Below are 20,261 nucleotides of genomic sequence, written 5' to 3' on the forward strand. Positions count from 1 at the left end.
TGATTCTATTTCTTATAATAATGAAAATAGTTTTTAACCGCTTTAACATAACTTAAAGCGGTTTGTAATCTTTATATAATTGAAATTAAAGTAATAAATGTAGCCAAAGACTTAGGCAATATTTTGAAATATCCATTTTACACTTTGCTTTGATATCTTATTAAATTAATTATGGCTGAATCTAGTGTAACTATCTTTTTAGGTAACAATCGCAATCTTTAATTTCAAGTGCGGTCTGTTTTTTGATTTTTTCACAAAAATCCTCCCTGTCCACATCTTAGTAAATTTGCTAGAATGGCGACATTTTTCAGAATAAATTGAAACGACTATAACATTTCGGTTGTTTAACATAAACAGCCCTAAATAAAAGGCAATATATGGCATTAATTCATCTTAACAACGCCTATCTTTCATTTGGCGATCACCCTTTATTAGATCATAGCGAACTTTATATTGAAAAAGGCGAACGGGTTTGCTTGGTGGGACGTAATGGGGCGGGTAAATCATCATTATTAAAAATTCTTGCGGGTGAAATGAAGTTAGATGATGGCGTGTTGCAATATGAAAAAGAAACGGTTATTGCCCGTTTAGAACAAGATCCGCCACGTCATCGTGGCGGGACGGTATTTGATTATGTTGCGGAAGGCATAGGACATTTAGCGGCATTACTCAAACAATATCATTCCCTTTCTCTCCAATTAGAACAACAATATAGCGAGCAAAAACTAAATGAATTAGCTTCATTACAAAGCCAATTAGAGCATCTTGGGGCTTGGCAATTTGAAAATAAAATTAATGATGTGCTGACTAAATTGTCCCTATCAGCTCAAACGCCCTTAACAGAACTCTCTGGCGGTTGGTTACGCAAAGCCGCTTTGGCTCGTGCTTTAGTTTGTGATCCCGATGTCTTACTGCTTGATGAACCGACCAACCATTTAGATGTAAAAACCATAGAATGGTTGGAAGAACTCTTACTGTCGTTTAAAGGGGCGATTGTTTTTATTTCTCACGATCGTGCTTTTATTCGCAAAATGGCGACCCGTATTGTGGATTTAGATCGAGGTAAATTAGTGTCTTATGCAGGTAATTATGATGATTATGTGCAAAGTAAAGAAGAGAATTTACGGGTTGAGGCATTGCAAAATGATTTATTTGATAAAAAACTTGCACAAGAAGAAATCTGGATTAGACAAGGGATCAAGGCTCGCCGTACGCGTAATGAAGGGCGAGTAAGGGCATTAAAAGCCTTGCGAGAAGAAAGACGAAATCGGCGAGAAGTGATGGGAAATGTCAACATTCAATTAGATCAATCTCATCGCTCGGGCAAGATCGTTTTTGAGTTAGATAACGTCAGTTACAACATTAATGATAAAGTATTACTCAAAAATTTTTCAGCAACCATTTTACGCGGCGATAAAATTGCCTTAGTCGGCGAAAATGGTTGTGGAAAGACTACTTTTATTAAATTGTTATTAGAGCAATTAACCCCAAATAGTGGCACAATCCGTTGCGGCACAAAATTAGAAATTGCTTATTTTGATCAATATCGTGCGGAATTAGATCCAGAAAAAACGGTGATGGATAATGTGGCTGATGGCAAACAGGATATTGAAATCAATGGGGTCAAACGTCACGTTCTAGGCTATTTGCAGGACTTTTTATTTTCACCCAAGCGTGCTATGACCCCGGTCAAAGCCTTATCTGGTGGTGAACGTAATCGTTTATTATTGGCAAAGCTCCTACTAAAACCGAACAATTTATTAATCCTTGATGAACCTACTAATGATCTTGATGTGGAAACCTTGGAATTATTAGAAGATATTCTTACCCATTATCAAGGTACATTATTAATCGTTAGCCATGATCGTCAATTCATTGATAATACCGTAACAGAATGTTATTTCTTTGAAGGTGATGGCGTGGTGAATAAATATGTGGGCGGTTTTTCTGATGCGAAACAACAGCAACAACAATATTTTGCACAAAAGCAGAGCACGCAACAAGCTAGCTCATTAACTACGAATAAAAATAAGGAAAGTGCGGTCAAAAATAAAAAAGTTTTTCAGCAAGAAAAGCAAGTTAAGCTGACTTATAAAGAGCAACGGGAATTAGAGCAATTACCTCAATTACTGGAACAATTAGAACAACAAATTGAATTATTACAACAAGAGGTCAGCCAACCCGAGTTTTTTCAACAAGATCATCAATATACTTCTGCGAAGTTACAGCAACTCGCTGATTTAGAAGCGGAACTTGAGCAATCTTTTAATCGTTGGGAAATATTGGAGGAGAAAAATAGCCGAATAAAATAATGATTGTTTCCTAAAAAACCTATAACTCAATTTCTAAATCCTGCTCAACAACGCAGCAACAAAGTAATATCTCGTCAGGTTGTAAAAAGGCAAGGGGGGCTTCTTTATAGGATACTTTGCCTTTAATTAATTTTGTGCGGCAGGCACCACAATAACCTTGACGGCACTGGTATTCTGGGGATATGCCTTGCTGTTCTAGCTTTTCTAATAGGGAAATTTGATTATTATGCTGTAACTTGATCTGTTGATGAGAAAGGTAGATTTTAGGCATAAAATTCGTGTCAAATATAAAAGGTAGGTTTGCGATGATAGTGGTTTTATAGTCGCTCACTTTAAAATAATAGGCTGTTGGCACGCCTCGTCCTACTTCTTTGTCTATTTTCAGCGTACCGCCTTGCTTTATTTTAAAATTGAAACGACTATATGATGATTATTGCTTAAATTTTGTCTTTGGTTTTTTTATTCCAAACAAATAAGGCAAAAAAGATTAATACAAAAGCTAGAGCAATAATAGAAGTGATGAGATAGCCAGGGTGGTTATCCAATACTTCAATCACAATAAATATTTCCGCTAAAACAGCGATAACTAACCAAACACCTAAGAAAGAAATAAGAAATTCTTTGGTATGGCGTTTTTGTTGACGTTCTAATTTGCTAAGTTTATTTTGTTCATTCATCTTGTTTACCCTTCATCTTTATTTTTGTTTTTTGTTTAAACTATGGGATTTAGTTTAAATATGCAAATACTTTTATGACTTTTTGTACGCCCGAGATATTTCTTGCAATTTCTGCGGCTGCATCACCTTGTTGTTGGGTAACATTTCCCATTAGGAATACTTCGCCATTTTCGGTAATTACTTTAATATTAGAGGCTTTTACTTCGGCACTCACGAGCATTTTGGATTTTATTTGTGTGGTGATCCAGCTATCTTTGCTAATTTGTCCAATAGTAATAGGATTGCCTAAGCGGATTTCATTATAAACATCGGTAACGCCATTGACGCCCATCGCCAGGTTTTTTGCCATTTCTTTTAAGTTTTCTTGGGGAACTTGTCCGATTAATAAGATACGTCCATTATAGGACACCACTTGAATTCGTCCTTCTTCTTTAATTTGTTCATCGGAGCGTATTTGTGATAAGACGCGTTCTTCTAAGGTTTCATCATCAATTTGTGTGCCTAAGGTGCGCGGATCTGTCGCTACTTTGGTGGCAACGGCGGCGGTTGTACCAACCACAGCAGCGGTAACACAAGCCTGTAAAACAAAAACACTGCCAATAATGGCGCTTAATTTGAGTAAATGACTTTTTTTCATGATAACTCCTTAATGGCAAACGACTATGTCATGACGATAATTAGTGAGCTAGTATATAACAAAAACTTTTTTATCGCATCAGGATTAATGTTGATCGTTGTCAGATGAGAATAAAATACCGTGATCAATAAGTTCGCAAAGTGCATTGATGACGAAGGTATGGTTTTCTATAATTCGGCTTTCTTTGCTTGTTGGTGGCGCAATTTCAACATCATCATCTGCCAATAAACCTTGAATATGATCGTTTTGTGCACTGGTTAGAGCGATAACCATAATGTCTTTACTGGCGGCATTATGGATAAGATTTAAAATAACGTCTTCTTTTCCATAGGGCGAAAAGACGACAAGAATATCCCCTTGCTGAATAACGGCATTAAATTGGCGTTGGTATAAACAGTCGGGATCACTATCAAAAATAATGGCAGAACCCACCGCACTTTCTAGCGAAAGCAATACCGCAGGGAAACTTGGGCGTTCTAATTCATATCGGTTAAGTAAATTAGCCACCAATAATTGGGCATTGATATGTGAGCGTCCATGTCCACAGACAATAATTTTATTACCTCGAATAAGGCAATTCACCATATTTTGGGCAGCTTGTTGAATTCTTTCAGGAAGTAATTCCGCAGCTGAAATTTGGGTTTGTAGGCTTTCTGTATAGAGATCTTTGATTTTTTCTAACATAAAATTAATTATTTAATTCAATAAAATTTTGTAACCATTGTATTTGTTTAACATTCGCACCAAAAGCAATGAGATCAAAACGGCAATCGGTATCTTCAAGACTACGTTCATAATTTGCAAGCCAAAGATTTGCCGCTTGTATCCATTTTTGCTGTTTACGATAATCAATACTTTCAATGGCATTACCGAATTGGCTGCTAGAACGTTGGCGTACTTCAACAAAAACGAGCGTGTGCTGATCTTGCATAATCAAATCCAATTCGCCACATTTAAAATATTGATTAGCGGCGATAAAGGTTAAACCTTGAGATTCTAAAAAGAGGCGAGCTTGATACTCAAACTCTGCCCCTTGTTGACGTTTATTTGTTTTTTTCATTAATTCAGGATACGAATTTCACCATTAACATATTGGAACCAGGTCATTCCACGTTCAATATTACAATTTGGCCCCGCACTAAGCACTCCCGTTAAACCATTGATGCTGTATCCCGGAATTTGACGTAATTCATTGAATTGATTGATCAGCAACCAAGCATCAGATCCCATGGCATATAAACGCATAAGTGAGTAATCCCCTTGGGTAAGGTTTTCTACTTTTTGGTATTGGCTAGATTGAGTATCTCGGAAAAATGGAATATCACTGAATGTTAATCCGTCCATAATCATACGGTATTCAGGACCATTATTGCCCGAATGGCTTCTTGAGCTTGCGTAGAGTTTAAGCTGACGATTGCTATTATCTACCGCATTTTTGATCATTGGTAAGCTATCGCTTAACGCCACAATATATAAGGCTTGTACCTCGCCACTTTGTTCTAATAATGGCAATATATCGTCAGCATTATTGTAGAAGCGTGTATTGGCATCTGTGGCTGCAAGTTGTTGCCAGCGTAAATTAAAGGCGGAAGCGGTACGTTGTCCTAAATCATTTTGTGGCACAATCACGAGAGGTTGGCGAATACCATCATTCCACATTTTATTTGCCGCCGCTTGTGCTTCATCTTCAGGTGCTAAGCCGTAATAGCATACTTGGCTTAAGGCACGAGAATTTGGTGTTGAATTTAAGGCAAGAATATTAAAACCTTGTAGATTATTGCTATTAATTAAATTATCCACATTCCCTTTAATCAATGGACCAATTAACGTGGTAATACCTGCTTGTTGTGCTTGAGCAAGAATGTCAGGCATAGAATTTGCCATAGTATCAAAGACTTGTATATTTTCAGGGCTATTGCCTTTGGCATCATCAAAACCTGCTTTGACGGTAGAACCGATTAATTGAGCGTTACCACTTAAAGGAAGTAATAAACCAATTTTACCTAAGTGAGTTTGTTGGAAGTTAAAAATACCTTGTAATTCTGTTGGTAATAAATACGCGGCACTATGGCTTGGGTAAGAGGATCGCCAGTTTTGTAAGGCAGTAGTCAGATAACTTGGGTTAGCAAGATTGTCATTATAAGCTTGTGCTAAATCTAACCAGCCTGCAAGTGCCGCATTACCTTGTGGATTGGTATTATTGATTACGCCACGATTGGCATTACGCAATAATGCCCAAATACGATCATTGTTTTCTTGTTTTCGCTGGCTATCGGATAATTCCGCGTCCATTTTAATTCTCGCTTGGATCGCCGCTAACACATCATATTGATTTTCAGCAATTCGGGCTTCAGTTTGATAATAACGTGATTTTTGTGAAGCACTAAGTTGTGAGAGATCAAGACTTTTGAGTAAATTTGTGGCTTTACTGTTCTCTTTTTTCACTGCGGCAATCTCAGCTTCCACAAGACTTTTATCAAGTAACTGTGTTTTATCCGAAATCGCGCCTAATTCGCTTAATAAGGCTTCAGCTTGGGGGATTTTGTTTTCATTTACTAACACACGTGCCGCTAAAAGTTGATAGGTAATTTTATCTTCAGCATTTTGTTGGCGTTGAATTTGGTTGAGGTAAAATTCAGAATGATAATTGGCATCATTTTTTAGCAGATTGCTACTGCTGGTACCAAAAATACCGTTTGCCGTACAACCTGCTAGTAACAGTGCGGATAAAAAAGGCATTAATCGATTTTTAAAATTAATGCGTTGTAATAGAATAGCTAACATAATTACTCCATAAGGATTGTGAAATCAATGATTATGTTTATTAAATAATCCATGGCAGCAAATAATATGGCATTATTTTGTTGCTGACTGGGTATAATAGCACTAAATTTTTTTAATATTCCATGCTTTGTGGTAAATATTAACAGATTTCGTGCCAAAATCTTGGCAATCTTAACTTTCTCAATGATGAAAAGCAAATTAAAGACAAAAATATGATGGATAATGTATTAGGTACTCTCTATATTGTGGCAACGCCCATTGGTAATTTACAAGATATTAGCCAACGAGCGTTACAAATTTTACAACAAGTGGATTTGGTGGCTGCCGAAGATACTAGACATTCAGGGCTATTATTAAGCCATTATGGCATTCATAAGCCCTTTTTTGCCTTACACGATCATAATGAGCAACAAAAAGCGGATTTATTGGTGGAAAAGCTAAAACAAGGGAAGCATATTGCTTTGGTGTCTGATGCGGGAACGCCTTTAATTAGTGATCCCGGTTTTCATTTGGTGCGTAAATGCCGACAAGCTGGAATTACGATTGTACCTATTCCTGGGGCTTGTGCGGCAATTACAGGGCTTTGTGCCTCAGGGATTGCCTCTGACCGTTTTTGCTTTGAAGGTTTTTTACCCGCAAAACCTAAAGCACGTTGCGATAAGTTAAAAAATTTAGCCAAAGAAGACCGCACTTTAATTTTCTATGAGTCCACTCATCGGATTTTGGCTTGTTTACAGGATATGTTGGCAGAGTTTGGTGAGGATCGCTATGTGGTGTTGGCTCGTGAATTAACCAAAACTTGGGAAACCATTTATGGCGATAATTTGGCAAATTTAATCACTTGGTTGCAACAGGATAGCCATCGAACAAAGGGCGAAATGGTCGTTATTGTAGAGGGCTACCAACAGCTTGAGGAACAAGCATTTTCTCCCCAAGCAATTCAAGCCTTGAAGCTGATTAGTGAAGAGTTGCCATTGAAAAAAGCGGCAGCTATTGTGGCAAAATTGTATGGATATAAGAAAAATGCCTTATATCAATTTGGTTTAGATGAGTTTGAATAATATTCTTGCCCCACTTTAAAATAATATGGCGTTGGCACATCTCGCCGCCCGCTTTGTCTTATTTTAAATTAAAACGATGATGTATTATTAGGAATATGATTGAGGAAAATATGAACATTCAACGATTTCAAGCAAATTCACGTTTATGTGAAATGACAGTTTATCAAGGCATTGCCTATTTAGCAGGGCAAGTGCCAGAAGATACAAGTGCTGATGTTTATGGGCAAACACAACAGGTTCTGCGTTTCATTGATGAATTATTGGCATCGGTAGGATCAGATAAACGGAAGATTTTATCGGCACAGATTTTTTTAGCGGATATGCAAGATTATGAGCGAATGAATCAGGCTTGGGATCAATGGGTTGATCCTCATTGCCCACCAGCGAGAGCTTGTGTTCAAGCCGCTTTGGCAAATCCTGAATGGAAAGTGGAAATTGTCGTGATTGCTGCGGTATAAAGGATATTTGGTGACTATGATTAAGAAAAGTGCGGTGCTTTTTTCTATTATTTTTGGCTTGCTAACCGCTTGCGAACCTGTATCGCAATCCTCGTTAGATAAACAGCTTGCGCCAGAAAACACCCAGCCGAGCCGAACCTTATTAACCAGGGGTGTTTATGAAGATTTGACCTTCGATCTTTATCAGCTTAAGCGAGAAGAACAAGTGGCGTTTTTGCGTGATATTTTGGAAGGCTTAGTCATTCTTGATGCCGCTGGGCAAGTGAGCCCAGCCTTAGCGGAAAGTTGGCATAGCGAGGATAGTAAACAATGGCAATTTCATTTACGTGAAGGCTTGCATTGGTCTAATGGCACGCCCCTGGTGGCCGAGGATGTGGTAAAAAGTTGGCAACAATTAGCAGGTTCAGCATCGCCATTAAAACAATATTTAGTGCTAATGAATCTGAATAATGCACAAGCAGTCATTGCAGGGGATTTACCTGAACAGCAACTTGGCGTTGTAGCGATTGATCCTCGTACCTTGCAAATCACCTTAGATAAACCTACGCCTTATTTAGTCAAAATGTTAGCCAATGTGGCGTTATTACCGCATTATCAAGGGCAAGTCAACGAGGGAGAATTTGTAGGAAATGGGGCTTATCAATTCTTATCTCAACAAAATAATGTGGTTCATTTAGCGAAAAATCCCTTTTACTGGAATGAAAAAGCCGTATCATTCAAGCAAGTGGATTATCATAAAATCAGCACAAAGCAAGATATTACTGCCCTTGATTTGGTTGAAAATCCACCATCTTCTATGGAAAATCTCTCCTATTTTGATCGGTTATGTACTTATTATTATGAGTTTAATTTTCGTCATCCTTTATTGGCACAACAAAAAGTCCGCAATGGTTTAACTTCCTTATTGGCGTTAAGCCATTTAGAGGACTTGCCAGCAACCTTGCGTGTTCATCGTGATTTTCTGCCCCAATCTTTACAACAGCAATTTACCGATCATTGGCAAGGAAATAGTGTAGAACAGTTATTGTCCCAACAGGGAATTAGCGAGCGAAATCCATTGACCTTAAGGCTAACTTATGACGAAGAAAGCGAACATTCATTGATTGCACAACAATTAATCCGAATGTGGTCGCAATCCGATATGATTAGAATAAAGCCTGAGCCAGTAACTTGGCAGCAATTACAACAAAAGCGTAATCAAGGCGATTTTGATTTAATCCGTTCGGGCTGGTGTGCGGATTATAATGATCCTATGGCGTTTTTTAGCCTGTTATATTCCCAAAGCCCCGATAATAAAATGGGCTATCACAACGCTCAGTTAGATAAGCAATTAGAGCAAGCCCTGCTTGCCCAAGGCGAAGAAAATTTAACGGCGATTTATGCTCAATTAGAAAACCTTGTGCAAGAGGACAAGGTAGTTTTACCGCTTTTCCAATATCGTTACCCTGTTTATCTGAATCCCAGTTTAGCGGGCTATCAGCAGGCTAATCCCACAGCTGTGATTTATAGCAAGGATTTATATCGCCGTGTGGCAAGTCAAATGCCTTAAGATGTTGGTTAATACAGGTTTTGAGCTGCTCCACCTGTTGATAGGTTTTAATTTGATGAAATAAAGTATTGGCTTCAGGATAAACCTGTTTTAAATACTGGAGCCATTGTTTAATGCGTGCAATATGATAAAACCCCGTATCATAAGGGTTTTGCAAATAAGCATATTGTTGCAATAATTGCATAACCTCTGCCCATTGAGCTTTAGGTTGCTGATATTTGATAACTAAACTCAAATTAGGAATATTCAAGGCACCACGCCCAATCATAATATCTTGGCAACCCGTAATTTGTTGGCAACGTTGTGCTGATTGCCAATCCCAAATTTCGCCATTAGCGATCACCGGAATTTGCAGTTTTTCACGAATTTGTTGAATTTTATGCCAATTTATCCGATCGGCACGATAACCGTCCATTTTGGTTCTCGCGTGGATTGTTATTTCATTGGCACCGCCTTGTTGTACCGCATCGGCAATTTCCCAAGCAAAATCCGCACTATCCCAACCTAACCGTACTTTGACACTGACCACCTGTTGTTTGGGGACGGCTTGACGAATGGCTTTGGTTGCTTGGTAAATTAATTCAGGCTGTTTGAGCAGACTTGCCCCACCTTGGCTACCGTTTACAGTTTTTGAGGGGCAACCACAATTTAAATCAATACCTTGAGACCCTAGTTCAATAGCATGTTCGGCATTTTCTGCCAACCATTGGGGATATTGTCCCAATAATTGCACACGCACAGGCGTGCCAGAGGGAGTAAAACCTTGATTGGCTAATTCTGGACAAAGGCGATAGAACAGCTTACTGGGCAAGCGTTGATCCACAACTCGGACAAATTCAGAAATGCACAGATCATATTGATTAATGGCGGTTAATAATTGACGAATAAGGGGATCTAAAACCCCTTGCATGGGGGCGAGGATAATACGCATAGCCAAATTTATTTCCACCCCTTATTTTTGCAAATTAAATCATAAGCGGCTTGGATTTGTTGGGCTTTTTCTTTTGCCATTTCCATCATTTCTTCAGGCAAACCTTTAGAAACCAATTTGTCAGGGTGATGTTCATTCATTAAACGGCGATAAGCCCGTTTAACGGTTTTCTGATCATCTTGGGCGGTGACTCCTAAGACTTGATAAGCGTGTTCAAGGGTTGCTCCCTGTTGATATTGCTGTTGTTGATAGCCTTGTTGGTTTTGTTGATGGTGGCGATGTTGTTGATAATAACCGCCACGAGCAAATTGTTGTGAAGCATAAACCATGGCTAACATACGTTCAAATTGTAAGCGAGATAACCCCAATTCTTCCGCCACCACAAATAAGACATCTTTTTCGTTATCGTGTAAATGGGCATCGGAGAAAGCGGCTTGCACTTGAATTTCTAAGAACATACGCAATAAATCGCCACGTTGTCCGCAAGCGACACGAAATTCACGCATCACTTGGCGGATAGGAAAATCCGCTTGTTTACCACGATTAAAGGCTTGTTGGGCTAATTTACGGTTTGCATCGTCTAATTGCATTTGTGCCATTAAATTGGTGGCAAGTTGAATGTCATTTTCGGTTACTCGCCCTTTTGCTTTGCTTAAATGCCCTAATACCGCAAAGGTGGATTGCATAAAGAGTGATTGGCGAGTCAGAGGTTTTGGGAAAAAACTAGAATTAACACTGCCTAATTCATAAATTTTTTTATCGGCAAGATGCCCTAGAATCGCCCCAAAAATTGCACCGAAAAAACCACCAAAACGGTATCCCACAATAAAACCTAATAATTTTCCAATAAAATTCACCTTAAATTTTCCCTCTTTATGTTGTTATTGTTTCTTATATGCCTAACCATAATGATAATGGTTAAAACTTAATAAATTATTAATCTTTGTCTTAAATTAAAACAAGAATATCACACATAAAAAAATCTTACCTACTTTAGAAGTAGGTAAGAATATGATACTAAAAATTTAAAAAATGCACCGCACTTAATTTATTGGTTATCCCCAATTAATACCGATTCTAAGGCAATTTCGATCATTTCATTAAAGGTTAGCTGACGCTCTTCTGAAGAGGTTTGTTCACCAGTACGAATATGATCAGAAACGGTGCAAATACTCAGAGCTTTAGCCCCAAATTCCGCAGCAACACCATAGATCCCAGCGGCTTCCATTTCCACCCCTAAAATGCCATATTTTTCCATTACATCAAACATCTCGACATCAGGAGTATAGAATAAATCAGCGGAAAAAAGATTACCTACACGCACATTAATCTTTTTTTGTTGTGCAGCTTGTACCGCAGCGGAGGTCATCTCAAAATCGGCAATAGCGGCAAAATCATTGTCTTTAAAACGAATTCGATTAACTTTGGAATCGGTACAAGCCCCTAAGCCAATAATAATATCACGAATTTTGACATCGTTACGCACCGCACCACAAGAACCTACACGAATAATTTTTTTTACGCCATATTCGGTAATCAATTCTTTGGCATAAATAGAACATGAAGGGATACCCATACCATGCCCCATAACGGAGATTTTTCTGCCTTTATAAGTACCAGTATAACCAAGCATATTGCGTACATTGGTCACTTCTTTGGCATCTTGTAAAAAGGTTTCGGCAATATATTTAGCACGCAGTGGATCACCTGGCATTAATACAACATCAGCAAATGCACCTGCTGGTGCGTTAATATGTGGAGTCATTTTGTATCCTTATTTTGTTAGTTTTTGAGTTAATCTAAAATATTTTTTCCGTAATCCATTGGCGACAAATCAAAATAGCTCGCAATGGTTTGCCCAACATCAGCAAACGTCTCTCGTTTACCTAAGAATTTTTTCGGCACATTTGTTCCGTATAATAACACAGGAATATGTTCTCTAGTATGATCCGTTCCTTGCCAAGTAGGATCGCAACCGTGGTCAGCGGTAATAATTAACAAATCTTGGTCACGAATGAGGGAAAGGAGTTCGGGTAAACGTCGATCAAAATATTCTAATGACGCTGCATAACCAGCCACATCACGACGATGACCATAATCAGAATCAAAGTTGACAAAATTAGTGAAAACAATAGTATTGTCGCCCGCTTTTTGGATTTCTTCTAAGGTTTTATCAAATAATTCAGGTAAGCCAGTGGCTTTCACTTTTTTGGTAATGCCAGTATGGGCATAAATATCCGCAATTTTACCAATGGAAACCACTTCACCTTGTTTTTCTTGTACTAATTTTTGTAATACGGTGGCTGATGGGGGTTCAATGGAATAATCTTTGCGGTTGCCTGTACGTTGAAACTCGCCAGCTTTTTGTCCAATAAATGGGCGAGCAATCACGCGTCCGATATTATAATCCGCTAATTCTTCTCGCACAATTTGACAAAGTTCGTAGAGCTTTTCTAAGCCAAAGCTGTCTTCGTGGCAAGCAATTTGGAATACGGAGTCGGCGGAAGTATAAAAAATCGGTTTGCCTGTTTGGATATGTTGTTCGCCAAGTTGATCTAAAATGACAGTACCAGAAGAATGGCAATTACCAAGATAGCCAGGGATACCTGATTTTGCTACGATACGTTGCAATAAATCTTCTGGAAAGCTGTTTTGGTGCTGAGGAAAATATCCCCAATCAAATAAAACGGGTACACCTGCAATTTCCCAATGTCCAGAGGGGGTATCTTTGCCAGAGGAGATTTCTTTGGCATAGGCATAACCGCCAATTAGCTCAGGATTAGGGTTAAAACCTGCGGGCAACCCTCTTGATTGTTGAGCTGCTAGCCCTAAGCCTAATTTTTCAAGATTGGGTAATTGAAGTTTTCCTGACCGATTTTGATTAGCTTGTCCAGCAAAGCATTGTTCGGCGATATGTCCTAGGGTATTTGAGCCTTTATCGCCAAATTTTTCTGCGTCATCAGCATAACCGATACCGAATGAATCTAACATCATGACAAATACGCGTTTCATTTTTCCTCCTACGCAAAGGTTTTCGTTGGCTTAATATAGTCGTTTCAATTTAAAATGAGACAAGGCGGAACGCCGAAGACAGTACAAGGCGTACCAACGCTGTATCATTTTAAAGTGGGACGACTATAGAACAACACCACGCTAAGCGTGGTGTATAAATTTTATCAAAATTGACCGCACTTTGCGCTCATTATGTCTTTAGACTAAGGCTGAGCCACTTAATTCAATAAATAAGCCTGCAATGGTTGCACTCATTAAGTTAGCTAAAGAACCTGCAATCACCGCTTTGATACCCAAGCGAGCAATATCGCCACGACGATTTGGTGCCATACCCCCTAATCCGCCAATAAGAATAGCGATAGAGCTAAAGTTAGCGAAACCACAAAGGGCAAAGGTAATAATGGCTTTGGTTTTATCGCTTAATTGCATAGGGGCTTCTGGCGATAAGTATTTAGAAAACTCAAGATAGCCGACAAATTCATTAATGGCTAACTTGGTACCAATCAGTTGTCCCGCTACTTCTGCTTCAGACCAAGGTACGCCGATGATCCAAGCAAGAGGTTTGAAAATCCAACCAAGGATTAAGCCTAAGGATAATTGTGGATAATCAAACCAATTTCCTATTGCGCCTAATAGTCCGTTAAGCAAAGCAATTAATGCCACAAAAGCCAATAACATAGCGCCTACATTAAGGGCTAATTGCATACCTGCCGAAGCACCAGAAGCCGCAGCATCTAAAATATTCGCTGGCTTTTCTAATTCCACTTTTTGAATATCATCGTTGAAAACTTGTGTCTGTGGGTACATTAATTTGGCAAATAATAATCCAGCGGGTGCTGCCATAAAGGAAGCGGCAATTAAGTAAGTGATTGGCACTCCCATACTAGCATAGCCTGCTAATACAGAACCAGCAATAGAGGCTAAGCCCCCACACATAATGGCAAATAGCTCAGATTCCGTCATTTTGCTAATAAAAGGTTTTACCACTAAAGGTGCTTCTGTTTGTCCTACAAAAATATTAGCGGCTGCGGACATGGATTCTGCTTTTGATGTACCCAATGCTTTTTGCAATGCCCCACCGATAATTTTTATAACCCATTGCATAACCCCAATATAATAAAGTAAAGAAATTAAGGCAGAGAAGAAAACAATGGTAGGTAATACACGAATTGCAAAAATAAATCCTTCGCCGCCAAACACTTCAAAGGCTTTATCTGTGGCTAAACCGCCGAAAAGAAACTGAATTCCTTCGTTACCATAAGCAATAACTTCGCTTACACCATTTGCCATGGCTAAAAGTACATCACGACCAACAGGCACATATAAAATTAATGCCCCTATGGCAATTTGAATCAATAATGCCCCACCAACGGTGCGGAAATTAATGGCTCGACGATTATTGGAAAATAATGCCCCAAGGGCAAGAAGAACGAAAATACCAATGATACTAATAAGCGTATCCATAGCGATTTACCTATTTGAAGTTAAAGATGGGTCGCCATTCTACTTTTTTTGTTCAAGCTAAGCAATCGATTAACCTTGTTTTTATGAGAAAAAAGTATGATTAATAAAATAAATATCTTGGCGATTTTAGCCATTTGCTTTTATGATTAGGGCAATTCATTAACGTAATAGGCTTATGACGAAAAAATATTCGGTATTACCCACCACAAAATGGACAGCGGCACATCTTTATGCTTTAGATCCCAAACCTTTAGCTATGTTAATGGGAGCATTAGCATTAATGGGTTTAGGCGATGGTTTATTAGTGTTAGCTGATTTAGGTTCTTCTCCTTGGACGGTGTTCGCACAAGGCATTTCTTTACAAGCACATATTGATATAGGTTGGGCGTCCTTTTGGATTAGTGCCGCCGTTATGTTACTTTGGATTCCCTTAGGCTTGCGAGCAGGGCTAGGCACAATCTTAAATATTATTGTGATCGCCATTGTCTTAAGCCTCAGCGTAGATAATTTACCTGTCCCACAACAATATTTAACCAAATTCGCTTATGCCAGCTTAGGCATATTATTTTTTGGTATAGGTTCTGCCTTATATCTTACTTGTCATCTGGGGGCTGGACCAAGAGATGGCTTAATGGTGGGGCTTTGTTATCATTTTCGCTGTCCTGTGGGGATTGTTCGTACCATTATAGAAGTCATGGTTTGTGCATTCGGTTTTTTATTAGGCGGGACTATAGGGATTATGACACTAATCTTTGCTCTCGCCGTAGGTTGGATTGTGCAATATACCCTAAGTTTTATTAGAATTTATTCTGCTTAAATCCGCTTATTTACTTTTTATTTTGTACTACTATAATAGTGCGAAAATAAAAACAAATAAGGAAATCCCTATGCAAACAAAATCTCCATCATTGTTAGGTGGTGCAATGATTATCGCAGGCACCGCCGTTGGGGCAGGTATGCTTGCCAATCCGACCGCTATGTCTGGTATTTGGTTTATTGGCTCAATCTTTGTCTTACTCTACACTTGGTTTTGTATGACTACCTCAGGGTTAATGATTTTAGAAGCAAACCTACATTATCCAACGGGAGCAAGTTTTGACACCATTGTTAAAGATCTCTTGGGTAATGGCTGGAATATTATTAACGGTCTTTCTGTCGCCTTTGTGCTATATATTCTTACCTATGCTTATATCACTTCGGGCGGCAGTATCACTGAAAGTTTGATTAATCAATACTTTGCCAGCCCAGAACAAGGCTTAATAGGGCGTAGTGCAGGCTCATTGATTTTTTGCTTAATCCTTGCTTTCTTTGTTTGGTTTTCTACTAAAGCGGTGGATCGCTTTACCACTGTGTTAATCGCAGGTATGGTCATTTCCTTTTTTATCTCCACCGCAGGGCTATTAAGCGATGTGAAAACGGATATTTTGTTTAATCATATCGCTCAAGGCGAACAACAATATTTACCTTATATTTTGACCGCACTTCCTGTTTGTCTAGTATCTTTCGGCTTTCATGGCAATGTGCCGAGCTTAGTTAAATATTATAACCGTAATGGCAAACGTGTGGCTTATAGTATTTTTATTGGCACAGGCATTGCCTTAGTGATTTATATTCTCTGGCAACTTGCTATTCAAGGCAATTTACCACGTAGCGAATTTGCCCCAGTGATTGCTCAGGGTGGCGATATTTCTGCATTACTACAAGCCCTAAATGCCTATATTCAAACGGATTATATTGGCTTAGTGCTAAAATTCTTTGCCTATATGGCGATTGCCAGTTCCTTTTTAGGCGTAACCCTAGGCTTATTTGACTATATTGCCGATATGCTTAAATTTGATGATAGCCCAATGGGCAGAACCAAAACCACCTTAATCACCTTTTTACCGCCCTTACTCTTAAGTTTACAATTTCCTTATGGTTTTGTGATTGCCATCGGCTACGCAGGGCTCGCCGCCACCATTTGGGCGGCTATTGTCCCGGCTTTATTAGCCAAAGCAAGCCGTAAAAAATATCCTCATACCGACTATCGTGTTTATGGTGGTAACTTTATGATCTATTTCATTATTTTATTTGGCGTATTAAATATTGTGGCACAAATAGCTGATCAGCTTGGTATCTTGCCACAATTCAAAGGATAAATAATGACGGAAAAAAGCGTTTATGATAGCGAAGGTTTTTTTGACCGCTATCAACAATTACGACAAAACCCCATCAGCATTAACGAAATTATTGAAAAGCCCACAATGTTGGGCTTATTAGATAATATTCAAGGTAAAAAAATGCTCGATCTTGGTTGTGGCACAGGTAAACATATTGCCCTTTATTTACAACAAGGTGCAAAATTTGTGGTTGGACTGGATCTATCCCAAGCAATGTTAGCGCAAGCACAAAAAAATCTCGCCAAAAACAGACCGCACTTTGCCTTATATCAATTATCAATGAATCAACTTGCTCAATTACCCGAGCAAGATTTTGATATAATTACCAGTTCCTATGCCTTTCATTATATTGAAGATTTTGCCCAACTGACCCAACAAATTTATACAAAACTCAACCCCAACGGCTTATTGGTTTTCTCGCAAGAACACCCCATTACCACTGCTCACCAACAAGGCGAACGCTGGCAAAAAAATGAACATAAAGAGCAAATCGCCTACCGACTTAATCATTATCAACAAGAAGGCATACGCCAGCGTAATTGGTTTCAACAATCTTTTACCACCTATCACCGCACAATGGCGACAATTATTAACCAACTTATCGCCACAGGTTTTTGTATAGAACAAATTGCCGAGCCAATGCTCGCCGACCAACCACAATGGCAACAGGAATTTAAAGATCTCAAACACCGCCCACCGTTGTTATTTGTTAAAGCAAGAAAAAGAAAATAAATAAAATATTTGTTACCAATAAAAAACGCTTGCAATTTTATTTTAATCGGCGTATGTTAAAAACCACTTAACACAAAAGGACAATATTATGATTTTCAAACGCACTGCTCATCATCACCATCACACCTGATTATCTTTCAGGCGTTTGGTGTTGCTTGGAAGATGGGACTTCCGAGCAATGCGTATAAATTAACAATTTTAGCACCCCTCGGAAGTGAACTTTCGAGGGGTTTTTGTTTGGTTAAAATAAATGTTTCAGTAACAAAAAAGGAAAAAATGATGACAAATAATCGAGTTAGAATTGCAATGCAAAAATCAGGACGTTTAAGTCAGGAATCCCAAGCATTATTCAAGCAATGTGGGGTAAAAATTAATTGGAATGAGCAACGTTTAATTGCTTATGCGGAAAATATGCCCCTTGAGATTTTGCGAGTGCGTGATGATGATATTCCCGGTTTAGTGTTTGATGGCGTGGTTGATCTGGGCATTATTGGCGAGAATGTGTTGGAGGAAGAAGAATTAGCACGCATTTCTGCGGGCGAACAGGTCAGCTATAAAAAATTACGCCGTTTGGATTTTGGCAGTTGCCGTTTGTCGATTGCATTACCAAGAGAAATGCCCTATCAGAGTATCCAAGATTTAAATAATGCGCGTATCGCCACTTCTTACCCAAACTTGTTAAAACGTTATATGCAACAGCAAGGTGTGAAGTTTAAAAATTGTTTATTAACTGGTTCGGTGGAGGTTGCCCCAAGTGCAGGATTAGCCACCGCCATTTGTGATTTAGTCTCATCAGGGGCGACGTTGGAGGCAAATGGTTTGCGAGAAGTGGAGGTAATTTATCGCTCTAAATCTTGTTTAATTCAGCGAGCTTTGCCCTTAGAGGAGGAAAAACAGGCATTAGTGGATCGCTTATTAACACGTATTCAAGGGGTACAACAAGCCAATGAAAGTAAATATATTATGTTGCACGCGCCAAAAGATAAGTTGGCGGAAATTACGGCATTATTGCCCGGCGTAGAAAATCCGACTATTTTGGCATTAGCGGAAGATAGCAATAAAGTGGCAATGCACGTGGTTAGCCAAGAAAATCTATTTTGGGAAACGATGGAACGCTTAAAAGAAATTGGGGCAAGTTCTATTTTGGTTTTACCGATTGAGAAAATGTTAGAGTAATTAACGGAAAAGGAATTGATTATGCAAATGATTAACTGGGCGGAATTAACCTTAACACAGCAACAACAAATTTTAACACGTCCTGCCATTTCTGCGGGGCAATCGGTAAAAAGTGCGGTGGATAATATTCGAGTTTTCGTTGAACAACAAGGCGATCAAGCCTTATTGGCATTGGCGGAGAAATTTGATGGTTGTAAACTCAATGAATTAGTGGTTACGCCACAGCAAATTGAACAAGCCAGTCAACGTATTAATGATGAGTTAAAACAAGCTATTCAAAACGCCTATGCCAATATTTATGCCTTTCATCAAGCTCAACAACCACAAGAGGTGGAGATTGAAACGCAAAAAGGCGTGCGTTGCCAAGTGATAACTCGTCCGATTAATGGGGTGGGCTTGTATATTCCGGGTGGTTCTGCACCGTTATTTTCAACAGTATTAATGTTGGCAATTCCAGCGAAATTGGCAGGTTGTAAGCAAATTGTATTATGTAGTCCGCCGCCCATTGCCGATGAAATTTTATATACGGCGAATTTATGTGGCGTGGATAAGATTTATACCGTCGGTGGGGCACAGGCAATTTTTGCCATGGCACAAGGTACGCAAACGGTTAGCAAGGTGGATAAAATTTTTGGCCCAGGTAATGCTTTTGTTACGGAGGCAAAACGCCAAGTGCAACAATTAGGTACAGCGATTGATATGCCAGCTGGGCCGTCAGAAGTGCTAGTGATTGCAGATAAATTTGCTGATGCAGAGTTTGTGGCAAGTGATCTCTTATCCCAAGCGGAGCACGGTGCAGATAGCCAAGTAATGCTGGTTACTGACAGTAAACAGCTCGCCCAAAATACCCTTGATGCCATTGAACGCCAATTAGCACAATTACCACGAGCAGAAACCGCTCGTAAGGCATTGCAACATAGCCGTATTTTGCTGGCAAAAGATTTAAATGAATGTATTGCCATTAGCAATCAATATGCCCCAGAGCACTTGGTGGTGCAAGTGGAGAATGCTCGCCAATTATTGCCATTGTTAGATAATGCGGGTTCTATATTTCTCGGTGCTTATTCGCCAGAAAGTATGGGCGATTATGCCTCAGGCACTAATCACGTTTTGCCTACTTATGGCTATACCAAAACCTATTCCTGCTTAGGATTGGCGGATTTTAGCAAGCGAATGACAGTGCAAGAATTAACGCCACAAGGTTTTATGGATTTAGCCAAAACTGTTGAGTTAATGGCTACAGCAGAACAACTGGAAGCCCACAAACAGGCGGTGAGTATTCGTTTGGCAAAACTGGCTCAAAAATAAT

The 20,261-nt window shown here is 39.1% G+C and carries 20 protein-coding genes and 1 other annotated feature; of the genes, 9 read left to right on the forward strand and 11 right to left on the reverse strand.

Annotated features, from left to right (window positions below):
• Positions 1 to 377 precede the first annotated feature (377 nt).
• Positions 378 to 2,312 carry an ABC transporter ATP-binding protein gene (locus EV694_RS03135; RefSeq protein WP_132689086.1) on the forward strand — a complete coding sequence of 645 codons (1,935 nt, stop codon included), beginning with the start codon at positions 378 to 380 and terminating at the stop codon, positions 2,310 to 2,312.
• Positions 2,313 to 2,331: 19 nt separating this feature from the next.
• Here the strand turns inward: EV694_RS03135 and yfaE are convergent, their stop codons facing one another.
• From yfaE to EV694_RS03165, 6 genes are all read right to left on the reverse strand, one after another.
• A complete protein-coding gene (gene yfaE / locus EV694_RS03140) occupies positions 2,332 to 2,583 on the reverse strand; it encodes a class I ribonucleotide reductase maintenance protein YfaE (RefSeq protein ID WP_132689089.1) in 252 nt (83 codons plus the stop codon).
• Between the two features lie 166 nt (positions 2,584 to 2,749).
• On the reverse strand, positions 2,750 to 2,989 hold the full coding sequence (locus tag EV694_RS03145) for a hypothetical protein (RefSeq protein WP_132689091.1): 240 nt from the start codon (positions 2,987 to 2,989) through the stop codon (positions 2,750 to 2,752).
• 49 nt (positions 2,990 to 3,038) lie between these two features.
• The gene (dolP, locus tag EV694_RS03150) at positions 3,039 to 3,626 is read right to left on the reverse strand and encodes a division/outer membrane stress-associated lipid-binding lipoprotein (protein WP_132689094.1); all 588 of its coding nucleotides are present in this window, start codon (positions 3,624 to 3,626) and stop codon (positions 3,039 to 3,041) included.
• Positions 3,627 to 3,710: 84 nt separating this feature from the next.
• Positions 3,711 to 4,310, reverse strand: a complete 600-nt coding sequence (locus tag EV694_RS03155) for a D-sedoheptulose-7-phosphate isomerase (RefSeq protein WP_132689096.1) — start codon at positions 4,308 to 4,310, stop codon at positions 3,711 to 3,713.
• Between the two features lie 4 nt (positions 4,311 to 4,314).
• Complete coding sequence (locus EV694_RS03160) at positions 4,315 to 4,686, reverse strand: YraN family protein (protein WP_132689098.1); 372 nt, start codon at positions 4,684 to 4,686, stop codon at positions 4,315 to 4,317.
• The gene (locus tag EV694_RS03165) at positions 4,686 to 6,410 is read right to left on the reverse strand and encodes a penicillin-binding protein activator (protein WP_132689101.1); all 1,725 of its coding nucleotides are present in this window, start codon (positions 6,408 to 6,410) and stop codon (positions 4,686 to 4,688) included. The genes EV694_RS03160 and EV694_RS03165 overlap by 1 nt, the downstream gene beginning before the upstream one ends.
• 215 nt (positions 6,411 to 6,625) lie before the next feature.
• Here EV694_RS03165 and rsmI point away from each other — a divergent pair, with 215 nt between their 5' ends.
• The 3 genes from rsmI to EV694_RS03180 all read left to right on the forward strand — a co-directional run bounded on the left by rsmI (position 6,626) and on the right by EV694_RS03180 (position 9,478).
• On the forward strand, positions 6,626 to 7,471 hold the full coding sequence (gene rsmI / locus EV694_RS03170) for a 16S rRNA (cytidine(1402)-2'-O)-methyltransferase (RefSeq protein ID WP_132689243.1): 846 nt from the start codon (positions 6,626 to 6,628) through the stop codon (positions 7,469 to 7,471).
• A gap of 110 nt (positions 7,472 to 7,581) precedes the next feature.
• Positions 7,582 to 7,929, forward strand: coding sequence for a RidA family protein (locus tag EV694_RS03175; protein ID WP_132689103.1), 348 nt, complete (start codon positions 7,582 to 7,584; stop codon positions 7,927 to 7,929).
• A gap of 16 nt (positions 7,930 to 7,945) precedes the next feature.
• A complete protein-coding gene (locus tag EV694_RS03180) occupies positions 7,946 to 9,478 on the forward strand; it encodes a peptide ABC transporter substrate-binding protein (RefSeq protein WP_132689105.1) in 1,533 nt (510 codons plus the stop codon).
• Here EV694_RS03180 and dusC read toward each other — a convergent pair.
• The 5 genes from dusC to EV694_RS03205 all read right to left on the reverse strand — a co-directional run bounded on the left by dusC (position 9,414) and on the right by EV694_RS03205 (position 14,885).
• Complete coding sequence (gene dusC / locus EV694_RS03185) at positions 9,414 to 10,409, reverse strand: tRNA dihydrouridine(16) synthase DusC (RefSeq protein WP_132689246.1); 996 nt, start codon at positions 10,407 to 10,409, stop codon at positions 9,414 to 9,416. The genes EV694_RS03180 and dusC overlap by 65 nt on opposite strands.
• An 8-nt stretch (positions 10,410 to 10,417) precedes the next feature.
• Positions 10,418 to 11,266, reverse strand: coding sequence for a co-chaperone DjlA (gene djlA, locus EV694_RS03190; protein WP_132689108.1), 849 nt, complete (start codon positions 11,264 to 11,266; stop codon positions 10,418 to 10,420).
• A gap of 191 nt (positions 11,267 to 11,457) precedes the next feature.
• Positions 11,458 to 12,174, reverse strand: a complete 717-nt coding sequence (deoD, locus tag EV694_RS03195) for a purine-nucleoside phosphorylase (RefSeq protein WP_132689111.1) — start codon at positions 12,172 to 12,174, stop codon at positions 11,458 to 11,460.
• A gap of 29 nt (positions 12,175 to 12,203) precedes the next feature.
• Positions 12,204 to 13,421 carry a phosphopentomutase gene (locus EV694_RS03200; protein ID WP_132689114.1) on the reverse strand — a complete coding sequence of 406 codons (1,218 nt, stop codon included), beginning with the start codon at positions 13,419 to 13,421 and terminating at the stop codon, positions 12,204 to 12,206.
• A 198-nt stretch (positions 13,422 to 13,619) separates the two neighbouring features.
• The gene (locus EV694_RS03205; protein ID WP_132689116.1) at positions 13,620 to 14,885 is read right to left on the reverse strand and encodes a NupC/NupG family nucleoside CNT transporter; all 1,266 of its coding nucleotides are present in this window, start codon (positions 14,883 to 14,885) and stop codon (positions 13,620 to 13,622) included.
• A 175-nt stretch (positions 14,886 to 15,060) separates the two neighbouring features.
• On the opposite strand from EV694_RS03205, the gene yczE reads away from it, so the two are divergent.
• The 5 genes from yczE (at position 15,061) to hisD (ending at position 20,260) form a co-directional block, all read left to right on the forward strand.
• Positions 15,061 to 15,702, forward strand: coding sequence for a membrane protein YczE (gene yczE, locus EV694_RS03210; protein WP_132689118.1), 642 nt, complete (start codon positions 15,061 to 15,063; stop codon positions 15,700 to 15,702).
• Positions 15,703 to 15,772: 70 nt separating this feature from the next.
• Positions 15,773 to 17,023 (forward strand): tryptophan permease, encoded by a 1,251-nt coding sequence (gene mtr / locus EV694_RS03215; protein WP_132689121.1) that lies wholly within the window; start codon positions 15,773 to 15,775, stop codon positions 17,021 to 17,023.
• A 3-nt stretch (positions 17,024 to 17,026) separates the two neighbouring features.
• Positions 17,027 to 17,776, forward strand: coding sequence for a class I SAM-dependent DNA methyltransferase (locus EV694_RS03220; RefSeq protein ID WP_132689123.1), 750 nt, complete (start codon positions 17,027 to 17,029; stop codon positions 17,774 to 17,776).
• A 108-nt stretch (positions 17,777 to 17,884) separates the two neighbouring features.
• Positions 17,885 to 18,014, forward strand: a sequence feature (His leader region).
• Positions 18,015 to 18,052: 38 nt separating this feature from the next.
• A complete protein-coding gene (hisG, locus tag EV694_RS03225; RefSeq protein ID WP_132689125.1) occupies positions 18,053 to 18,952 on the forward strand; it encodes an ATP phosphoribosyltransferase in 900 nt (299 codons plus the stop codon).
• A 21-nt stretch (positions 18,953 to 18,973) separates the two neighbouring features.
• Positions 18,974 to 20,260, forward strand: coding sequence for a histidinol dehydrogenase (hisD, locus tag EV694_RS03230; protein ID WP_132689128.1), 1,287 nt, complete (start codon positions 18,974 to 18,976; stop codon positions 20,258 to 20,260).
• Position 20,261 lies beyond the last annotated feature (1 nt).

The organism is Volucribacter psittacicida (assembly GCF_004339025.1).
GTDB lineage: Bacteria > Pseudomonadota > Gammaproteobacteria > Enterobacterales > Pasteurellaceae > Volucribacter > Volucribacter psittacicida.